Origin of the sequence: Vibrio marinisediminis (assembly GCF_014050145.1) — a bacterium.
Classification (GTDB): domain Bacteria; phylum Pseudomonadota; class Gammaproteobacteria; order Enterobacterales; family Vibrionaceae; genus Vibrio; species Vibrio marinisediminis.
This window is the reverse complement of record NZ_JACFYF010000001.1, coordinates 328,765-346,961: the sequence shown is the minus strand read 5'-3', so window position 1 is coordinate 346,961 and position 18,197 is coordinate 328,765. Positions and strand designations below refer to the sequence as shown.

Sequence of the window (18,197 nt, the reverse complement as noted above, 5' to 3'; positions counted from 1 at the left end):
AGAATGGTGAGAAAAATTGCATGTTAGTGATATATATAGGGGCGACGATATCAACGCCCCTAACGTGCGCAACACTAATGAATAGGTGAGATAAACCCTTCAGGTTTGAGTGCTACGAGTGAGCATTTGATCGACTGCAGAACGTTTTCAGCAGTATTACCCATCACCAGCCCTTTAATACCAGTACGCGCAATCGTACCCATAGCAAGAATATCAATCTCTAAGTTGGCGACGCACTGTGGAATTTCATCGTCTGCTCGACCATTAATGTGGTGAACGGTTATCTCTCCAGAGATCCCCGATTCAATAATCAATGAGTCCAAAATTTCTCGGTGATTTGATCTGACCGATTCAATTTCAGCGTTGAGTCTTTCTTCGTCAACTTGAATCCAAGAATGATCTCTTAAGTAGTTCTCAAGCTCGTATTCCCAGCATGAGATAACGTGCAACTGGCTATCACAACTATCTGCTATAGATCGGGAGACCTCAAGCAGTTGTAGAGCCAGTTTTTTCCCTTCAGGACCTTCCACTATCGGGTCAATAGCGACCGCCACTCTCTTTTTAGCGTGATCTTTTGGGCTTGGGCGGTTCAACCAAATGGCACAGGGGCTTTTTCGAAGTAGTTTCATGTCTAATGCTTTGAAGCCTTCGCTACCTTCGTTAAGTGGCTCTGCATCTTTAATCAACAAATCACAGCCATCATTGAGAACGGTTTTGATTACCTTGATGGCAGGTTTATCCCCGCTGGCAATCTTAATTGGGAAGACTCGCCTGTCGTCTTGGTTGTTTTTGCTTACACATTGCTTAACTTCAGAATCTAGGTTTTCAAGCAGTGACTTTTCATACACCTCTTCATATTTGCTCATGTTTTCTGGTAGCGATGGGCAAATAATGATCCCCATTAGTGAGGCATGATTGTTGTTTGATAATGTTAGAGCTTGCTCCAGTGAGTCACTATTCCCTGTTAATCCTTGGCTAACAAATAGTATATTTTTAAACTCTTTCATACCGACCTCCCTTAGTTGTCTTAAGTGTTGACCTGCTTAGTTAAAATTTCCACTTTGTGATTGTGGTTTTTACTATTGTTGTGAGGGTAAATAAGTCGGGGCGCTAGTGGTTCAATTTGGCTGTAGAAATCATCAAGTGAGAAGGGAGACCGAACGGCATGATTTAATGCTATTTTACCAAGATATAATGGTTTTAAGTTTCATGTGCTAGCCACCCACAATGCTGGCACGCATAAACAAACTTCCGATTAGAGAAAAGTGATGAAAACTGAAAAACAAAAGATGCTCGCTGGTGAAGCTTATGATGCATGGGATACGGCGCTGTACGCGGAACGTATTGTTTGCCGTAAAACTTTACAGCAGCTCAATAACAGTATTCCAGATACTTCAGAATGGCGTGATGCAATTAACCAGTTGATTCCTAATAGTGAAAATGCGTTTATTGAACCGCCTTTCCGTTGTGATTACGGTAGTAATATTCAGCTTGGTGAAAACTTTTGTGCCAATTTTAACTGCGTAATACTTGATGTCGCAGAGGTGACGATTGGCAATAACGTATTGTTGGGTCCCAATGTGCAGCTTTACACGGCGGGTCATCCGTTGGATGTGAAAAGTAGAGTGGAAGAAGGGGTGGAGTTTGGTAAACCTATCACCATTGGTAACAATGCTTGGTTAGGAGGGAGTGTGGTCGTTTGTCCAGGAGTCACTATTGGAGAAAATGCGGTTATCGGTGCCGGTAGTGTTGTCACCAAAGACATTCCTGCAAACGTACTTGCGGCGGGTAATCCATGCCGGGTTATTCGTGTGAATATCAATGATGAATAAATCACAAGCTGTTCCTTATGGCTGGAAACAGCTTGTGAAATAGTTTGCTATTGGACCTAAACGGTTTCTCTAACCAGTTTCTTCCTAACGCTACTAATGCGATTTCGACCGCTCTTTTTGACGTTATACAACTCTTGATCCGCAATATTGAACAGTTCAGAGAAGTTATTGTTGATATGATCGATTTCGCTGAAATAGGCTGCGCCAATCGACAGTGACACGCAATCGCTGCACGAGGATAGTGGATGAGTTAATGATAAATCGCTGATCGCTTGATGCATCTGTTCTAGCTTTAACTTGAACGCGACTTCAGGCAAGTTGTAACTCAGTAGCAAAAATTCGTCCCCACCGTAGCGGAAGAGGTAGTCATCGTTGTCAGCAAACACTTTCTTCATTTCATTGGCGATATATTGAAGGGCCACGTCACCTTGGTGATGACCATGAAAGTCGTTGTAGCCTTTGTAATAATCGACATCAATAACTGCGATAGCAAGGTTGAAACCGTACTTGCTTGAATTTTCTATCAGTTTTGGTGCGATATCATCTAATTGATATCGATTGTATAGCCCTGTTAGAGGATCAGTTTTTGATAAGGTTTCCAGCTTTTGATAGGCAGCTTCAAGGCGGTTGCGTTGCATGTGGTTCTCTAATGCAACGGCAATGAAACTGGCGAGTTGTTCAAATAAGTTACAGTGGTACTGTAAATATTGATCAGCCAGCGGGTGTTGAATTGAAAGCAAACCAAGCACCTTATTTTGTATCAAAATAGGGGTCAAAATGATCGATTGAACCGGTGAGTCATTTCTAAAATAGACACACTCTTTAGTTGAGCGTTCTTGTATTGGAACAAAGGCGCTGAGCGCTTCATCATTAATTTGGTTCAAATGAACGGTACGCTTATGTTTAACTACATAGGTGCCGACAGAAAATTGCGTCTTACAATTGACGATGGAATTAGCAACGGGACCATGATTATCGTGAAAGTAGCAATACTCTAAAGTGTCACTATCTTCATGATATAGCGCGATGCCAAACTCTTTGGTCGGGAAAATCGAACAGATTTTTTCGTAGATCATTGGGAGATTGTTAGCAATATCTTCCGATGTCGCTATCGATTGACCGACTTCAGTGACAGCCCCAATGTGTTGCTGCATTTTGTCGAGTACTAACCGTTCATGATCTTGTGTCGCTTTTTCTATTTGATTAATTAGCTTGTCAAACTCTTTGGTTTGTAGCTTCTTTAGATGCTGTCGAGTGATATGGATATAATCAGATTGGATTTTGCAAAGCAGCACCACGTCATCATTGTCGTGTAACAATTCACAGAGACAGTCACATAAAAGCGCGAAGAAGCCATAGTTGTCTTCTGCATTTATTTCTTCATGGAGCTTAAGCGCTCGTTGTAATGCTTGCTGTCGGTCACCAAATTTGGTCATGTAAGCAATATGGTGAACTCGACATTCGGTTTGATTGTGATTGTCAAAAACCCCAGTGAACAAATAATCAGCCTGATTGAAATGATGGTTGATTTGCGTGGGGGAGTACATGTTGGCATTACGTGCCATAATTTGAGCGATATAGCCGTGTGCAATGGCTTCTACTCGTGTCGCACCATTATCGCTGCCCAGCTTCAATGCCTGTTTACAGTGTAAAATTGCGGCTTGGTGCTTGCTGTGATGGTAGCCCAGAGCGTATCCCATATTGAGCAGACAAATTGCGTGATTAGAGTGATGACCGATTTTCTCACCATATTGAGCGCCATGCTCTGCTATTTGATAAGCTTGATCGTACTGACCTAGGCACAGATAGAAATCACTGATATTGGTGTATGCGAATGACAGATAGTTCGCATCTAATCGGTAGGCATGCTCAAGTACATCGCGATAAGCGATATATGCCTTATGGTAGTCGTCATAGTCCGCATAGATTGAGCCTAAGAAAGTCTGTATTTGCAAGCGCTGAACTACATCATCTTCTTGGCAAAGTGATAGTGCTTCTTCGAAAATGTCCATCGCTTCAAGGCGAGTGTTATTTCGATTCCCCTTAACACCTTCTAAAATAAGTGTGAAAAGCTTAGGTAAGTGGTAATTATACTCCTGGCAGACGTCGTCTATTTTATTTTTAGTTTGTGCAACACCCTCAACGCCTTGTGTTAGTGGCAATTGGGACATAATCGCTTTTATTTGTTTTATTGCGGCGTGACTCATTCACTTTCCTCCAGAGTCCGCACATTATACGATTAAACATTATTAATATGAAACAAAATGATCATCCGACAATCACTATTTAATGAGATAAATAGTGATTGGAAAATAGTGGAGATTAGATAGAAAAATGGGGTGTTAAAATTCGCAAGCAGCGTTAAAAGTCATGCGTTTTTTATTGTATGGATGATCGAGAGATAAACGCTCAGCATGTAAATGTAATCGAGAGTCTTTTTCTCCATAGAGACCATCACCGACCATTGCCATATTCAGACCTTGGTAATGGGCGCAGTGCACACGAAGTTGATGGGTACGACCCGTTTTAGGGTACATATAGAGTTTGCTTCTACCATCTTTTGTCTCGATCAACTCCCAGTAAGTCGTTGCAGGCTTACCGTGTTCATAACAAACTAATTGGCGTGGGCGATCATCTGGGTCCCCCCGCATTGGTAAGTTAATCTCACCACTTTGCTGTGAAACAACCCCTTCAACCATCGCCAAATACCGTTTCTCAATGCCGCGAGCAATAAACTGTTGCTGTAGACTTTTATTTGCTCGGCGTGTCAAAGCAAACACTAGAAGCCCTGAGGTTGCCATATCTAAACGGTGCAGCACGAACGGTCCTTCTACATCTGGGAATAAGGCTTGTACCCGTGTATAGGCAGAATCTTTAATGGTTTTCCCTGGCACAGATAAGAGACCAGACGGCTTGTTGACTACTACAATAGCGTCATCTTGGTAGACAATTTCAAGTGGTTTATTTTCGCCCCAATTGTCTTCAAGTGGGTTGGGATCCACCGTGAGCCCTTGCAGCATATGTCCTAAAATTGGGTTACATTTACCGTGGCATGAAGGGTAAAACTTTTTATGTTGTCGGATTTCTGATTTAGGTGATATCCCCCACCAGAACTCTGCCATCGCTAGGGGAGTAAAACCATGCTTGTAAGCGTAGTGCAGCATCTTCGGTGCCGCACATTCACCTGCGCCCGCTGGTGGTGTAGGGTTTGTGGTTTCAGCAAAAATAGCTTTCAACGATTTTTGTTCGCCTTTGCCGTTGAGAAAACAATATTGCTCGAATAACTTGTTTTGCAAAGCATTGGATAGATTCTTACGCTGCTGTTTTGCTTGATGGATTTCGTCATTGTATTTCAGCAGTTTAGATTGAACTTGAGCAATCTTTTCATCCCACTCTAACTTTAGGTATTTGAGAACATTTTTATCCGCGACACTTTGCTTGGCGAGTTGATCAAGCACCGTTTTGACCTCTTCTGTTGGAAGAGTTTGCTCTGCTTCTAGGCGTTGGCGTTTTCGTTCGGCACGACCATAGATGATTGCTTGGCGTTGGTGTTGTTCTTGCTGCTGATATTCTGCTTGGTATTGAGCGAGCGTTTGATTGAGTTCAGCCAATGTAGGATCGGCTGATAGCGTTTTTACTCGGCTATTTAGCTGGGTGATGTCGTCTAATTCTGTACGAAAGAAGCACTCTTCTGCCAGCATATCAAATACTGGTGGAACAAAGTTAGGCAGTAAGTTTTGCTCAGCAATCTTACCAGAAAAAGCGCTTAGATAGCCTAACTCACCTTGCGAGGAGCGAACCAGAAGCACACCAAACATTTTACCCGTACCGGATTCATTCCCTTCAATGCCAAAGTCATGTTGCCATTGAGTTTGAGCCTCTAAATGCTGTTGCAGTTCAGTCGCAGCAATAATGCAAAGAGGGTGTGGCTGATAGTAAAAAGGGAAAGTAAACGCGCTTGGTAAATCGATACTGTCGATATTGGCGTTAAAACGGGTAAAGAGTTGCTCAGGTTGGTGCATGGTAAATTTCTATCAGCGTTATTTAAGAGTCGCGATTTTACCTGTTTAGAAAAGGAATACCACCTTGCTAAGCAAGGTGGATTGGATTCGTTGTGTCAGAAGCGTTAGCGTACGTAGCTTGAGTTTAAACTGACTAGCCAGTGCTGTACGGTGCCATCTGCTTTTTCTACCCAAATATCATTGCGATACTGCTCGATACGCCCTTTTACACTTAAAGTTAGCGTGTTGTCTTTGATTGATTCAATGCGTAGGAACTGATCGGATGTTGTGATTAGTGGTTCTTGGTCGCCAATTTCGCTGCCGTTCTCAATTAAATAGTATTGATTGAGCTTGTTTAATTTTTTTTCAGTAGAGGCTAACTTGTAACCCATCAAGGACAAGTTTTCACCTACCGGTATGGAGGCAATTGGGTAACCAAGGCTGGTATGAGTGGGAATAAAAACCCATGCAGCAACAGCGGAAGCAATGAGAATTAGCGTTAAAAAGGTGATTTTAATTTTCGACATGGTCAATCGTAGCTACGGCAAGCAAATAAGAAGTGTGGCTAGTTTAGCGCAGCAAGCGACGAGTGCAAAGAAATGTAAAAGAGCGATCGAGTTAAATATAGCCAAGCATCTTGAGGTTACTTGGGTATAGAGAAAGCCCCTCAAAAGGCAGTGAAGAGGGGCTTGTCATTTGTTGCTTTGAAAGCGGTTATCTAAGCAAGCAAATATTTAGCGTGAAAACGCAAATGTTCTTCTATAAAGCTAGAAATAAAGTAGTAGCTGTGGTCGTAACCTGGCTGCATTCTTAACGTCAGGTCACTGTTATGCAGCTGCGCTGCATGCACAAGCGTTTCCGGTTTCAATTGCTCATGCAGGAAGTTATCCGCATCACCTTGGTCAACCAGCATTGGCAGTTTTGCCATATGTTGTTTGAGCAACTCAGACGCGTCGTACGCTTTCCAACTCTCTACTGATTTACCCAAATAAGCGGCAAATGCTTTTTGCCCCCAAGGGCATTGCATTGGGTTACTGATGGGGCTAAATGCAGAGATAGAACGATAGCGGTCGCTGTTTTTCAAACCAATCGTTAGCGCACCGTGTCCGCCCATGCTATGACCCGATATAGATTTTCTACTTGAGACTGGGAAATTAGCCTCGATTAAAGCTGGTAGTTCATCAACGATGTAATCATACATACGGTAATGTGTATTCCAAGGCGCTTGAGTTGCATTGAGATAAAACCCTGCACCTTTACCCAGATCATAGTTTTCGTCGTCAGCAACATCTTCGCCTCTAGGGCTTGTATCTGGAGCGACAATCGCAATACCAAGCTCAGCAGCAGCACGGAATGCCCCAGCTTTTTGCATGAAGTTTTCATCAGTACAAGTCAAACCTGATAGCCAGTAAACTACAGGTACGGGCGTCGCTGGCGTTGCACTTGGTGGCAAGTAAATCGCAAATCGCATTGAGCAATTGAGGCTTTGAGACTCATGCGTGTACTGTTTGTGCCAGCCACCAAACACTTTGGCTTGGCTGATGTTTTCGATGGTCATGGATAATCTCTCGATAAAACTATAATGGAAGGCTAGGGGCATTCAGCTCGTTGTAGGCTCTCCAATTTTGGCTGAAGAGCCTAATTACATGGTTAGTGGCTATTATTTGTCCATATGCAGAACAGTGCGAATAGACTCACCTTTGTGCATCAATTCAAATGCTTCGTTCACGTCTTGTAGACCCATGGTGTGAGTGATGAATTCTTGAAGACCAAACTCACCTGCCATGTAACGGTTAACAATTTCTGGAAGCTCAGAGCGGCCTTTTACACCACCGAAAGCAGAACCACGCCATACGCGACCAGTCACAAGTTGGAACGGACGAGTAGAGATCTCTTGACCTGCACCAGCAACACCAATGATAACCGATTCACCCCAACCTTTGTGGCAACACTCAAGAGCTTGACGCATAACGTTAACGTTACCGATACACTCAAATGAATATTCCACACCACCATCTGTCATTTCGACAATGACATCTTGAATAGGTTTGTCGAAATTCATTGGGTTGATGCAGTCAGTCGCACCAAGTTGTTTTGCTAGTTCGAATTTGCTTTCGTTGATATCGACACCGATGATGCGGTTAGCACCAGCCATGCGAGCACCGATGATAGCTGAAAGACCGATACCACCAAGACCAAATACCGCTACGTTGTCGCCTTTTTCAACTTTTGCTGTGTTCAGTACTGCACCCATACCTGTAGTTACGCCACAGCCTAGTAGACAAACTTCTTCAAGAGGCGCTTCTTTATTCACTTTCGCTAGTGAAATTTCAGGAAGGACAGTGTACTCAGAAAAAGTAGAACAACCCATGTAGTGGAAGATCGTTTCACCGTTGATTGAGAAACGGCTAGTGCCGTCAGGCATCAAACCTTTACCTTGAGTTTCGCGTACTGCTTGGCAAAGGTTTGTTTTACCAGATTTACAGAATTTGCATTCACCACATTCGGCAGTGTAAAGAGGGATAACATGATCACCAACTTCAACACTAGTCACACCTTCGCCAATCATTTCAACGATACCGCCACCTTCGTGACCCAAGATTGATGGGAAGATACCTTCTGGATCGTCACCTGATAGAGTGAACGCATCAGTATGACAAACACCAGTCGCAACGATGCGAACTAGAACTTCACCTGCTTTAGGAAGTTGTACATCAACCTCTTCCATTTTCAACGGTTCGCCCGCTGCCCATGCAACCATCGCTTTTGATTTGATGTGAGTTTGACCTGGTTTGATTTCAAGCGCCATTGTGTTTTCCTTCTTAAAGTACCCGTGTTGTATCACCGGTATCGAATAATGATTTAAAGCTTAGTTAAGGTTTTCGCTTTGCGCTGCCTCGTTAAGATGGTCGCTATTTTATATATTTCATTTGAAATGATAATCAGGCTATTATGTAAATGATTTTTACCTATTTGTAATAATGGAAATCTTAAATGGCGAATTGGGAAGGGGTAAGTGAGTTTGTTGCCGTTGCTGAAACGAACAGTTTTACTGGGGCAGCAAAGAAACTTCATACATCAGTGGCGCAGATTAGCCGTCGAGTGGCAGCGTTGGAAGAACGATTGGCGGTAAAACTGCTTAACCGTACGACACGTAAGGTGACGCTAACCGAAGCTGGGCTAGTATATTTTGAGCAGTGTAAATTGCTGGTTGAAGGTTTAGAGCTGGCCGAACTTGCGGTGACTCAATTGCAAGCTGTGCCAAAAGGCAAAATTAAAATTACCGCTCCGGTGACGTATGGCGAAATTCATGTCGCACCATTATTGAATGAGTTTTTATTGCTTTACCCCCAAATTGATCTCGAGCTCGATCTAACGAACCAGACTGTAGACTTAATTGAAGCCGGCTATGATGTTGCCATTCGCTTGGGGCGCTTAAGAGACTCTTCGTTGGTGGCCAAACGTTTGGCCTCTCGTCAATTGTATGTCTGTGCGAGCCCTGACTACATTGTTAAATATGGCGCACCGCACAGTTTGTCGGAGTTGTCTCATCACCAATGTTTAGTCAGTTCGATGGCTCATTGGCGCTTTAGACATAAAAAGAGTGAGAAGTCGGTTAGGGTCAGTGGTCGAATTCAATGCAACTCAGGTTTTGCTTTGTTGGATGCGGCAAAGCGAGGGTTGGGGTTAATACAGTTGCCAGATTATTACGTGCAAACAGCGTTGGATAATGGTGAGTTAGTTGAGGTGTTGAAAGAGTTCCGTGATGAGCGAGAAGGGATTTGGGCGCTGTATCCTCAAAATAGAAACTTATCACCAAAAGTTCGTTTGCTGATTGATTACCTTGCTGAGCAAATGGCTGAGTAATCTTTACCCTTGAAGTTACAGAGGTATTGATTTGCTCTTACCAAACCTCATCACATCGTCATCGATGCTTAGAGGTTTGGTTTAAGCGGATTAATTCTTTCGCTATAGGTTGATGGAATTAAAGAAACCAGAGAGACTAGTTGTTTTCTTGGGCATCTTGTTGTTTGATTACTTTGTGCCCATCTTCCGCCACACCTTGTTTCCAGTAGCTACTGATGTAGATAAAGTCGCGCTCAAGCTCCTTCTCATTACGTAGGTATTGGCGTAAACCGCGCATAGAGTCGAACTCACACGCAACCCATGCAGAAGCTTGACCGTCTTGCCAAGGCAAAGCTCGAACGGCTTGAGATAGCTCTTCTGTCACCCAGTGAACCTTAATACCTGCAGGTACTTCCAGAGGTTGCACATCTTCTTCGCTCACAACTTGGATAACCGCGTAGCCTTTAGCATCCGTTGGCAGTTGCTTCACTTTTACCGATAGAGCTGGTAAAGCCGTCATGTCAGCTGCGAAAACAAACCAATCAGCGCTGTGATTTAAGCTTGAAATATCTCCAGGACCGCGGATTTCAATTGTATCGCCAATTTGCGCATTCATTGCCCAACGAGAGGCAAAACCACATTGATTGTCTTGCGTGATGTGACGAACAAAATCGACTTCGATGGCATGTTCCTCTGCCATAAAACGGCGAATAGTATAAGTGCGCATCGCTGGTCGCATTCCATCTGGCATGTTGGATAGATCAGTGCCGCCTTCAGCATTAAATAACAGTTTAATGTAGCCGCCTTCACAATCATCATTGAAGGAACTTAGAACGCCACCTTGTAGGACTAGACGTTGCATATTTGGCGTTATTGTTTCGCTACTACGAACGGTAACAGTTTGAGGTCGGTTTGGCTGCATAGTGTACTCGATAAATATTCTTCTTCTCATTTAGACTAACATTCAATTTATCGAGTACACAGCATCTTTAACCTAATTTACATTTGTAACGGCAATGTGGTTGATGCAATGGTTGTTAAAATCAGATCATCGGCAAAGTCGATACAATCAGCAGTGCAGCCATTGTGTAGTTAAACAGACGAATGCGAGTATTGCTGGTTAAAAAGTATTGCAATTGCTTGCCCGCTACAATCCAAAAAGAGCCTGATGGAATATTAGCAATCGCATAAATGACGGCGATTAAGGCTAAACCGAATAAACTGTTTTCGGGGTTATAGACTGTGACCGCAGTTAATGCCATTGACCACCCTTTTGGATTGACCCATTGAAAGCTCGCGGCTTTAAGAAAACTCAGTGGTTGATAATTAACCTCTCCCCCCTGTGGAGGCTGGCTACGAGCAATTCGGTATGCCAAATAAAAAAGATACGTCAGACTGACGACTTTAAGCACTTGGTGAACCATAGGGTAGCGCTCAAACAGTTCAACTAAGCCAAATCCAACCAATATAACCATGACTGGGAAGCCTATCGTGATGCCCAGCATATGGGGAATGGATCTATTGAAACCCACGTTCGCACCCGATGTCATTAACATCAAATTATTTGGACCAGGTGTAAATGTTGAGACAAAGGCAAATAATGCCAAAGCAGTGATATGTTCCCATTGCATAATATTCGATTGCACTCCTAATAAATGAACAAAAATTGCGTATCTGACCGGTCAAGATCTAGTCTACGTAGAAATGCGCTCAATTTTGTGCTTTTATTGTTCTATGTAGTGCTTAATTAACAATAAATGGTCGATATGGATAAGTTTGACGAAAGAATATTGCAGTTAATGAAATCGGATGGACGAATTTCTAATGTTGATCTTGCTGAACAGGTCGGTTTATCGCCTTCCGCTACTTTGCGTAGAGTGCAAGAGTTAGAAAAACGAGGGGTGATTACTGGTTACAAAGCTAAGTTAAACACCAGTGAACTCGGTATTGGCTTTGTTGCTTATGTTTCAATTGGTCTTTCGAACCATAGTAAGCATGCTCAATTAGCGTTTGAAGAGCACGTTCGTTTTGAGGATGAAGTAGTAGAGTGCCATAACATCACAGGGGCGAATGAATATCTACTTCGCGTAGAAACCAAAGATTTGGTGAGCTATAAGAAGTTTCATTCTGACGTGCTGGGCGAATGTGAGCATGTCAATTCAATTACGACCATGGTGGTGATGGGGTCACCCAAAGATACCCGCTAGCCTGCACTATGTGTTTCCCATTGATTCGAGTTTGAATGTTTTTATATTAATACGGCGACTGTCATCACGTTGATATTTCGTCATTAATAGTCAATTTCATGCCATTTCAATTCAGGTCTGCATGACCTTAGTTCCACTTTTAGAAATTAAATTTTTAAATTGCGAATATTCATATCAAGAGTTTTATTAATATATTTTCACGGTTATTCAATAGCTTTAATTGATATTAATGTTTCTTATGTGTAAATGGCCGCTCTATGTCGCAGCTAATTAATTCAATTAGTTACCAATAATTTATCTTTAGGAATATCATTCTGTAACAAAGTGTAATAGCATCCGCGCTTATAGTGAGTGCCCCTCCTAAATTCCTAAATAAAAGAATACAGAGTCATAAGAGTAAATTGAGGTCGTATATGCAGTTTTCGATGAAAAACCTTTCTATTCGTACACAGGTACTGGTACCTGTGCTGTTCACCATCGTGGCTTTATTTATTGCGCTTTGGATAACCAAGAATAACTTGCAAGAAGAGCAAGCGATGATGGCGGACCATACGCAATCACTGATTTTCTATAAAGACTCACTGGCTCAGATTGATGATAGCGTTTATCCACTACGTATCAGTGCGGTATACGCAATTTACGATGCAAAGCGTCGTGAAACGTTTCTTGCAGAATTAACGCAGGGCTTGCAGGAAATCAAACAATCTTTAGGTGTCATCGAAGCGCGAGGAACATTCCGTACTGAAGCTGTTTTGGTAAGAGAGAAGATAGAAGAATATGTCTCTGTTTCTGAGCAGGCTGTTGCGTTTTTTACTCGACGTGATCAAGGACTTGTGTCCGAGCAAGAATATAACAATTTTATCGCTAAGTACCGCGAAACGGGTAATGCATTGGCAGGCGCAATCAATGATCTTTCCAGTAGAGTCAACACGGTTAACAACGCAGTGATGATTGAGACAGAGGAAGCGGCTGCGATGGTACAAAATATTGCGATGTGGACAGTGCTCGGTGTACTTACTCTTTCCCTTTTGGTGGCATGGATTCTTTCTGGAATGATTGTGACTCCAATACAACAATTGCAAAGCGTGATGCGTAAAATCGCTGAGGGTGATCTTACTGTACGTACAGACGAAGATGGCAAAAATGAAATTGCTCAACTGAATAAAGACGTCAACCTTACGGCAGAACAGCTTGCAGAGACCATGGATCAACTTATCCGCATCAGTGAAGATGTGGCATCGGCTTCGACAGAGTTAGCTGCCGTGATGAGCCAAGCGGAAAGCAATTCCCATCAAGAATTGGCTGAAATCGAACAAGTGGCTTCGGCAGTAAATGAACTTGCAAGTACGGCGGATAACGTGAGTGACAATGCCCAGTTAGCAGATAGTACTGCCCGCGAAGCCGACCAGTTAGCGCAGTCTGCATTGGCAACTTTCAATGAGAGTAATGTTGCCAGCGAACAAATGAGCCATGCCCTAAATGATGCAGCAGTGGTGGTCACCAAGCTGAAAGAGCAATCAGAACAAATCAATAACGTCATTGAAGTGATTAGTGGTATTTCAGAGCAAACTAACTTGCTCGCCCTCAATGCAGCGATTGAAGCGGCGCGTGCCGGTGAGACGGGGCGTGGTTTTGCAGTGGTTGCTGATGAGGTACGTATGCTAGCCGCTCGTACTCAAGAATCAACTGGAGAAATTCAGGCGATTATTGAAGAGTTACAAAAGCAATCTGGGCTGGCAAACGACAGCATGCAATTGAGCCTTGATATGTTGGATAAGAACAATGAGCTTTCTCGTTATGCTAACGATGCATTGATGGGAATTACCGAGGCGGTAACGCGTATCAATGATGCCAATACACAGGTAGCGACAGCAGCCGAGCAGCAATCGCAAGTTACTCAAGACATCAATCGTAACGTGGTCAATATGTCGGAACTGGTGAATCAGAATGTGACGGGTATTAGTCAAAGCGCGAGTGCGAGTAGTGAGTTATCCCAACTGGCGGAGAAACAAAAAGAGCAGTTATCGTTCTTCAAGTTGTAAACGCTACTTGAGATAACTCTTCGGAATTATCCCCAAACACCGCAATAGAGCAATCATTGCGGTGTTTTTTTATGTGGAACAACCGAATGCCTGCAAGTCATATTTAAGAGATTGACACGCGAAGATGAGAAATTAGCTGCACGCTTTCTAATAGCAAAATATCAGAATAGAGCCACAAATTGATAACGCTGTTTGAGTTTAACATTGACATCAATAGGTTAACGAATGAGCGCCATTAAATTGTCGGGAAGGCAATATTCTGGCGGGGGAAAGATAGAATATTTTTAACAATTAATGACTTACTGGAATGGAGATCACTAACAAATTGTAATAACATGCGCGCCATACATGGGAACAGTCCCAGTTACGAATTAGGTCGAGATAACAAATAATTTGAGGACATGCATGCCTTTTACGCTGAAAAATTTTTCAATTCGCACCCAAGTACTTATACCAGTATTGTTCACCACATTCGCTTTGCTTATTTCACTTTGGATAACTAAAAACAACCTACAGACAGAGCAAGAATTAATTTCATCTAATACACAATCTTTGGTCGCAAACAAAGATGCACTAGCAAAAATTGATGACCGCGTATACCCACTACGCATTAGCGCTGTGTACGCAATTTATGACGCAAGCCGAAGAGAAATATTTCTTGGTGAGCTTAAACAGGCGATGAAAGATATTAATTCATCACTGGATATTGTCGAGGCTCAAGGAACATTCGGGTCTGATTCAAGGGTTGTAAGAGATAAAATCGAAGAATATATATTGCTTTCTGAACAGGCGGTTAAGTTCTTTGAACGTCGTGATGCTGGGAGTGTCTCAGAGCAAGAATATAACCAGTTTATCGTCAAGTATCGCGAATCAGGCAAAGTGATGATTGAGTCTATTAACGACTTGTCACGTAAAGTCAATTCTGTGGCGACAATGGCGATGGCAGAAAGTGAGCGCGCAGCGGCTAGTGTGCAAAATGTAGCAACATGGACAGTGCTCGGTGTTCTGGCGCTATCTCTTGTCGTTGCTTGGATTCTCTCTGGAATGATAGTGACGCCGATACAGAAGCTGCAAAGTGTGATGCGTCGTATTTCTGAGGGGGATCTGACGGTTCGTGCTGATGCTGATGGTGAGAATGAAATAGCTCAACTAAACAAAGACGTGAATTTAACCGTTGAACAATTAGCGCAAACGACCGACCAACTTATCCGCATTAGTGAAGATGTGGCATCTGCTTCAACAGAGCTAGCAGCAGTGATGACCCAAGCAGAGAGCAACTCGCATCAAGAATTGGCTGAAATCGAGCAGGTGGCATCAGCGGTCAATGAATTAGCAAGTACAGCGGATAACGTGAGTGACAATGCCCAGCTTGCAGATAGTACTGCTCGCGAAGCCGACCAGTTGGCTCAATCGGCATTAGCAACCTTTAATGAAAGCAATGCTGCAAGTAAGCAAATGAGTGAAGCACTGAATGGTGCTGCTGAGGTGGTCACCAAGCTGAAAGAGCAATCTGAGCAGATTAATAATGTTATTGAAGTGATCAGTGGCATTTCAGAGCAAACCAATTTACTTGCACTCAACGCAGCGATTGAAGCGGCGCGTGCCGGAGAAACAGGTCGTGGTTTTGCTGTTGTTGCTGATGAGGTTCGATTGCTTGCTGCGCGCACTCAAGAATCAACCGGTGAAATTCAATCGATTATTGAAGAGTTACAAACTCAATCAGGGCTGGCAAACGACAGCATGCAATTAAGCCTTGATATGCTGGACAAGAACAATGAGCTTTCGCGTTATGCTAATGATGCATTGGTAGGTATCACAGAGGCGGTCACGCGTATCAATGATGCTAACACACAGGTAGCGACGGCAGCAGAGCAACAATCGCAAGTAACCCAAGACATCAATCGTAATGTGGTTAATATGTCGGAGCTTGTGAATCAAAATGTGACTGGCATTAGCCAAAGCGCGAGCGCAAGTAACGAGCTATCCCAGTTGGCAGAGAAACAGAAAGAGCAGTTGTCGTTCTTCAAGCTGTAAAAGCTATCTGAGATACCATCTTTAAAATGTTTGATAAAACACCGCAATAGAGCATTCATTGCGGTGTTTTTTTATTTTTTGAAAACGTCATTTCTGAGAGTAAAGATTGCTAAGTAAATTATGTGAACTTGATTGTTATTTTGAAAACTTCAGTTACAATGTGCGCCTGTTCGTAGAAAGGGGCATCCGTATTTGTCTCTAAATGCGAGTAAAACAAACAATTTTCTTAATCGCGGCATCTCGATGAAGCGGTTAAAACCAGCAAGTGTTGCTTGGTATGCAACACCACTGTAAGGATTATACATGCCTATTATTACACTTCCTGACGGCAGTCAGCGTCAATTTGACAACCCAGTATCTACTCTTGAAGTCGCGCAATCTATCGGCCCTGGTCTTGCAAAAGCAACCATCGCTGGTCGTGTAGATGGTCAACGCGTTGATGCATGCGATCTAATTGAACAAGATGCAAGCCTAGAAATCATCACAGCAAAAGATGAAGTAGACGGTCTAGAAATCGTTCGTCACTCTTGTGCTCACCTTCTAGGTCACGCAATCAAGCAGCTTTATCCGCAAGCCAAAATGGCGATCGGTCCTACAATTGATAACGGTTTCTACTACGATATCGATCTAGAAGAATCATTAACGCAAGACGATCTTGAAAAGATTGAAAAGCGTATGAAAGAGCTTGCTAAGACCAAATACGAAGTTATCAAGAAGAAAGTTAGCTGGCAGGAAGCGCGCGATGCATTCGAAGCGCGTGGCGAAACTTACAAGATGGAAATTTTGGATGAAAACGTTGCTCGCGACGATCGTCCAGGTCTTTACCATCACGAAGAATACATTGACATGTGTCGTGGTCCTCACGTTCCTAACATGGGCTTCTGCCAACATTTCACTCTGTTGAATGTTGCGGGTGCTTACTGGCGTGGTAACAGCGACAATAAAATGCTGCAACGTATTTACGGTACAGCTTTCCATGATAAGAAAGCACTGAAAGCGCACCTTACTCGCCTAGAAGAAGCGGCTAAGCGTGACCACCGTAAAATTGGTAAGCAGCTAGACCTATTCCACATGCAGCAAGAAGCACCTGGTATGGTGTTCTGGCATCATAATGGTTGGTCTATTTTCCGTGATCTAGAAGTATTTGTACGCTCTAAGCTTAACGAATACGGTTACCAAGAAGTGAAAGGTCCTCTAATTATGGACCGTGTTCTTTGGGAACGTTCTGGTCACTGGGACAAATACGCAGAAGCGATGTTCACGACCTCTTCTGAGAACCGTGAATACGCGCTAAAACCAATGAACTGCCCTGGTCACATCCAGATCTTTAACCAAGGTCTGAAATCTTACCGTGACCTACCATTACGTATGGCGGAGTTTGGTTCTTGTCACCGTAACGAACCATCGGGCGCACTACACGGTATTATGCGTGTGCGTGGCTTCACTCAGGATGATGCTCACATCTTCTGTACAGAAAGCCAAATTCAAGAAGAAGTCACTTCTTGCATTAAGATGGTATACGATACATACCAAACATTTGGTTTTGACAACATTGTTGTTAAACTATCTACGCGTCCTGAAAAACGTGTAGGTTCAGATGAGATCTGGGATCAATCTGAAGAAGCATTGAAGCTATCTCTTGAAGCGATGGAAATCCCATACGAAATTCAAGAAGGCGAAGGTGCATTCTATGGACCTAAGATTGAATTTACGCTGTACGATTGTTTAGATCGTGCATGGCAATGTGGTACGGTTCAGCTAGACTTCAACCTACCAGGTCGCCTTGGTGCAACTTACGTGGGTGAAAACAACGAACGTCTTGTTCCTGTGATGATCCACCGTGCAATTTTAGGCTCACTTGAGCGCTTCATCGGTATCCTGATTGAAGACTATGCTGGTTTCTTCCCTACGTGGTTGGCGCCAGAACAGGCTGTCGTAATGAATATTACGGACAAACAGTCTGATTACGCACAAGAAGTTGCCCAAAAACTACAAAAATGTGGAATTAGAGCTAAAGCGGACTTGAGAAATGAGAAGATTGGCTTTAAAATCCGCGAACACACTTTAAAGCGTGTACCGTATATGCTGGTTTGTGGTGACCAAGAAATGGAAGCCGGCGAAATCGCAGTACGTACTCGTAAAGGTAAGGATCTCGGTAAATTCAAAGTGGATGATTTTATAGCATACATCCAAGACGAGATCGCTAGCCGTAAGCTCAATCTGGAGGAATAAGCT

Annotated in this window: 14 protein-coding genes; 6 read left to right on the top strand and 8 right to left on the bottom strand. The window is 43.1% G+C overall.

What is annotated here, in order from left to right; genetic code table 11:
• Positions 1-74 precede the first annotated feature (74 nt).
• Positions 75-1,007, bottom strand: coding sequence for a universal stress protein (locus H2O73_RS01640; protein ID WP_182105863.1), 933 nt, complete (start codon positions 1,005-1,007; stop codon positions 75-77).
• Between the two features lie 261 nt (positions 1,008-1,268).
• Here H2O73_RS01640 and H2O73_RS01635 point away from each other — a divergent pair, with 261 nt between their 5' ends.
• Positions 1,269-1,832: a sugar O-acetyltransferase gene (locus H2O73_RS01635; RefSeq protein WP_182105862.1), complete on the top strand. Its 564-nt coding sequence runs from the start codon at positions 1,269-1,271 to the stop codon at positions 1,830-1,832.
• A 56-nt stretch (positions 1,833-1,888) separates the two neighbouring features.
• Here the strand turns inward: H2O73_RS01635 and H2O73_RS01630 are convergent, their stop codons facing one another.
• From H2O73_RS01630 to H2O73_RS01610, 5 genes are all read right to left on the bottom strand, one after another.
• Positions 1,889-4,039, bottom strand: a complete 2,151-nt coding sequence (locus tag H2O73_RS01630; protein WP_182105861.1) for a sensor domain-containing diguanylate cyclase — start codon at positions 4,037-4,039, stop codon at positions 1,889-1,891.
• Between the two features lie 135 nt (positions 4,040-4,174).
• The gene (locus H2O73_RS01625) at positions 4,175-5,854 is read right to left on the bottom strand and encodes an RluA family pseudouridine synthase (RefSeq protein ID WP_182105859.1); all 1,680 of its coding nucleotides are present in this window, start codon (positions 5,852-5,854) and stop codon (positions 4,175-4,177) included.
• 104 nt (positions 5,855-5,958) lie between these two features.
• On the bottom strand, positions 5,959-6,360 hold the full coding sequence (locus H2O73_RS01620) for a hypothetical protein (protein ID WP_182105856.1): 402 nt from the start codon (positions 6,358-6,360) through the stop codon (positions 5,959-5,961).
• Positions 6,361-6,551: 191 nt separating this feature from the next.
• Positions 6,552-7,391 carry an S-formylglutathione hydrolase gene (gene fghA, locus H2O73_RS01615; RefSeq protein ID WP_182105854.1) on the bottom strand — a complete coding sequence of 280 codons (840 nt, stop codon included), beginning with the start codon at positions 7,389-7,391 and terminating at the stop codon, positions 6,552-6,554.
• A 102-nt stretch (positions 7,392-7,493) separates the two neighbouring features.
• Positions 7,494-8,642, bottom strand: coding sequence for an S-(hydroxymethyl)glutathione dehydrogenase/class III alcohol dehydrogenase (locus H2O73_RS01610; RefSeq protein ID WP_182105852.1), 1,149 nt, complete (start codon positions 8,640-8,642; stop codon positions 7,494-7,496).
• 185 nt (positions 8,643-8,827) lie between these two features.
• Between H2O73_RS01610 and H2O73_RS01605 the strand changes: the two genes are divergently transcribed.
• On the top strand, positions 8,828-9,700 hold the full coding sequence (locus H2O73_RS01605) for a LysR family transcriptional regulator (RefSeq protein WP_182105850.1): 873 nt from the start codon (positions 8,828-8,830) through the stop codon (positions 9,698-9,700).
• A 136-nt stretch (positions 9,701-9,836) separates the two neighbouring features.
• Here H2O73_RS01605 and H2O73_RS01600 read toward each other — a convergent pair whose 3' ends face one another.
• On the bottom strand, positions 9,837-10,601 hold the full coding sequence (locus H2O73_RS01600; protein ID WP_182106902.1) for a siderophore-interacting protein: 765 nt from the start codon (positions 10,599-10,601) through the stop codon (positions 9,837-9,839).
• Positions 10,602-10,722: 121 nt separating this feature from the next.
• Complete coding sequence (locus H2O73_RS01595; RefSeq protein WP_182105848.1) at positions 10,723-11,310, bottom strand: LysE family translocator; 588 nt, start codon at positions 11,308-11,310, stop codon at positions 10,723-10,725.
• Between the two features lie 135 nt (positions 11,311-11,445).
• On the opposite strand from H2O73_RS01595, the gene H2O73_RS01590 reads away from it, so the two are divergent.
• The 4 genes from H2O73_RS01590 (at position 11,446) to thrS (ending at position 18,194) form a co-directional block, all read left to right on the top strand.
• On the top strand, positions 11,446-11,886 hold the full coding sequence (locus H2O73_RS01590) for an Lrp/AsnC family transcriptional regulator (protein WP_182105846.1): 441 nt from the start codon (positions 11,446-11,448) through the stop codon (positions 11,884-11,886).
• A 413-nt stretch (positions 11,887-12,299) separates the two neighbouring features.
• Positions 12,300-13,928, top strand: a complete 1,629-nt coding sequence (locus tag H2O73_RS01585; protein WP_182105844.1) for a methyl-accepting chemotaxis protein — start codon at positions 12,300-12,302, stop codon at positions 13,926-13,928.
• A 405-nt stretch (positions 13,929-14,333) separates the two neighbouring features.
• Positions 14,334-15,962: a methyl-accepting chemotaxis protein gene (locus tag H2O73_RS01580; protein WP_182105842.1), complete on the top strand. Its 1,629-nt coding sequence runs from the start codon at positions 14,334-14,336 to the stop codon at positions 15,960-15,962.
• Positions 15,963-16,265: 303 nt separating this feature from the next.
• Entirely contained in the window at positions 16,266-18,194 is a 1,929-nt protein-coding gene (gene thrS, locus H2O73_RS01575; RefSeq protein ID WP_182105840.1) for a threonine--tRNA ligase, read from the top strand.
• Positions 18,195-18,197: the final 3 nt, after the last annotated feature.

Coding starts and splice junctions, on each gene's coding strand:
- H2O73_RS01590 (WP_182105846.1), top strand. CDS start 11,446: ATGGATAAGTTTGACGAAAGAATATTGCAGTTAATGAAATCGGATGGA.
- H2O73_RS01605 (WP_182105850.1), top strand. CDS start 8,828: ATGGCGAATTGGGAAGGGGTAAGTGAGTTTGTTGCCGTTGCTGAAACG.
- H2O73_RS01610 (WP_182105852.1), bottom strand. CDS start 8,642: ATGGCGCTTGAAATCAAACCAGGTCAAACTCACATCAAATCAAAAGCG.
- H2O73_RS01600 (WP_182106902.1), bottom strand. CDS start 10,601: ATGCAGCCAAACCGACCTCAAACTGTTACCGTTCGTAGTAGCGAAACA.
- fghA (WP_182105854.1), bottom strand. CDS start 7,391: ATGACCATCGAAAACATCAGCCAAGCCAAAGTGTTTGGTGGCTGGCAC.
- H2O73_RS01630 (WP_182105861.1), bottom strand. CDS start 4,039: ATGAGTCACGCCGCAATAAAACAAATAAAAGCGATTATGTCCCAATTG.
- H2O73_RS01620 (WP_182105856.1), bottom strand. CDS start 6,360: ATGTCGAAAATTAAAATCACCTTTTTAACGCTAATTCTCATTGCTTCC.
- H2O73_RS01635 (WP_182105862.1), top strand. CDS start 1,269: ATGAAAACTGAAAAACAAAAGATGCTCGCTGGTGAAGCTTATGATGCA.
- H2O73_RS01580 (WP_182105842.1), top strand. CDS start 14,334: ATGCCTTTTACGCTGAAAAATTTTTCAATTCGCACCCAAGTACTTATA.
- H2O73_RS01595 (WP_182105848.1), bottom strand. CDS start 11,310: ATGCAATGGGAACATATCACTGCTTTGGCATTATTTGCCTTTGTCTCA.
- thrS (WP_182105840.1), top strand. CDS start 16,266: ATGCCTATTATTACACTTCCTGACGGCAGTCAGCGTCAATTTGACAAC.
- H2O73_RS01640 (WP_182105863.1), bottom strand. CDS start 1,007: ATGAAAGAGTTTAAAAATATACTATTTGTTAGCCAAGGATTAACAGGG.
- H2O73_RS01585 (WP_182105844.1), top strand. CDS start 12,300: ATGCAGTTTTCGATGAAAAACCTTTCTATTCGTACACAGGTACTGGTA.
- H2O73_RS01625 (WP_182105859.1), bottom strand. CDS start 5,854: ATGCACCAACCTGAGCAACTCTTTACCCGTTTTAACGCCAATATCGAC.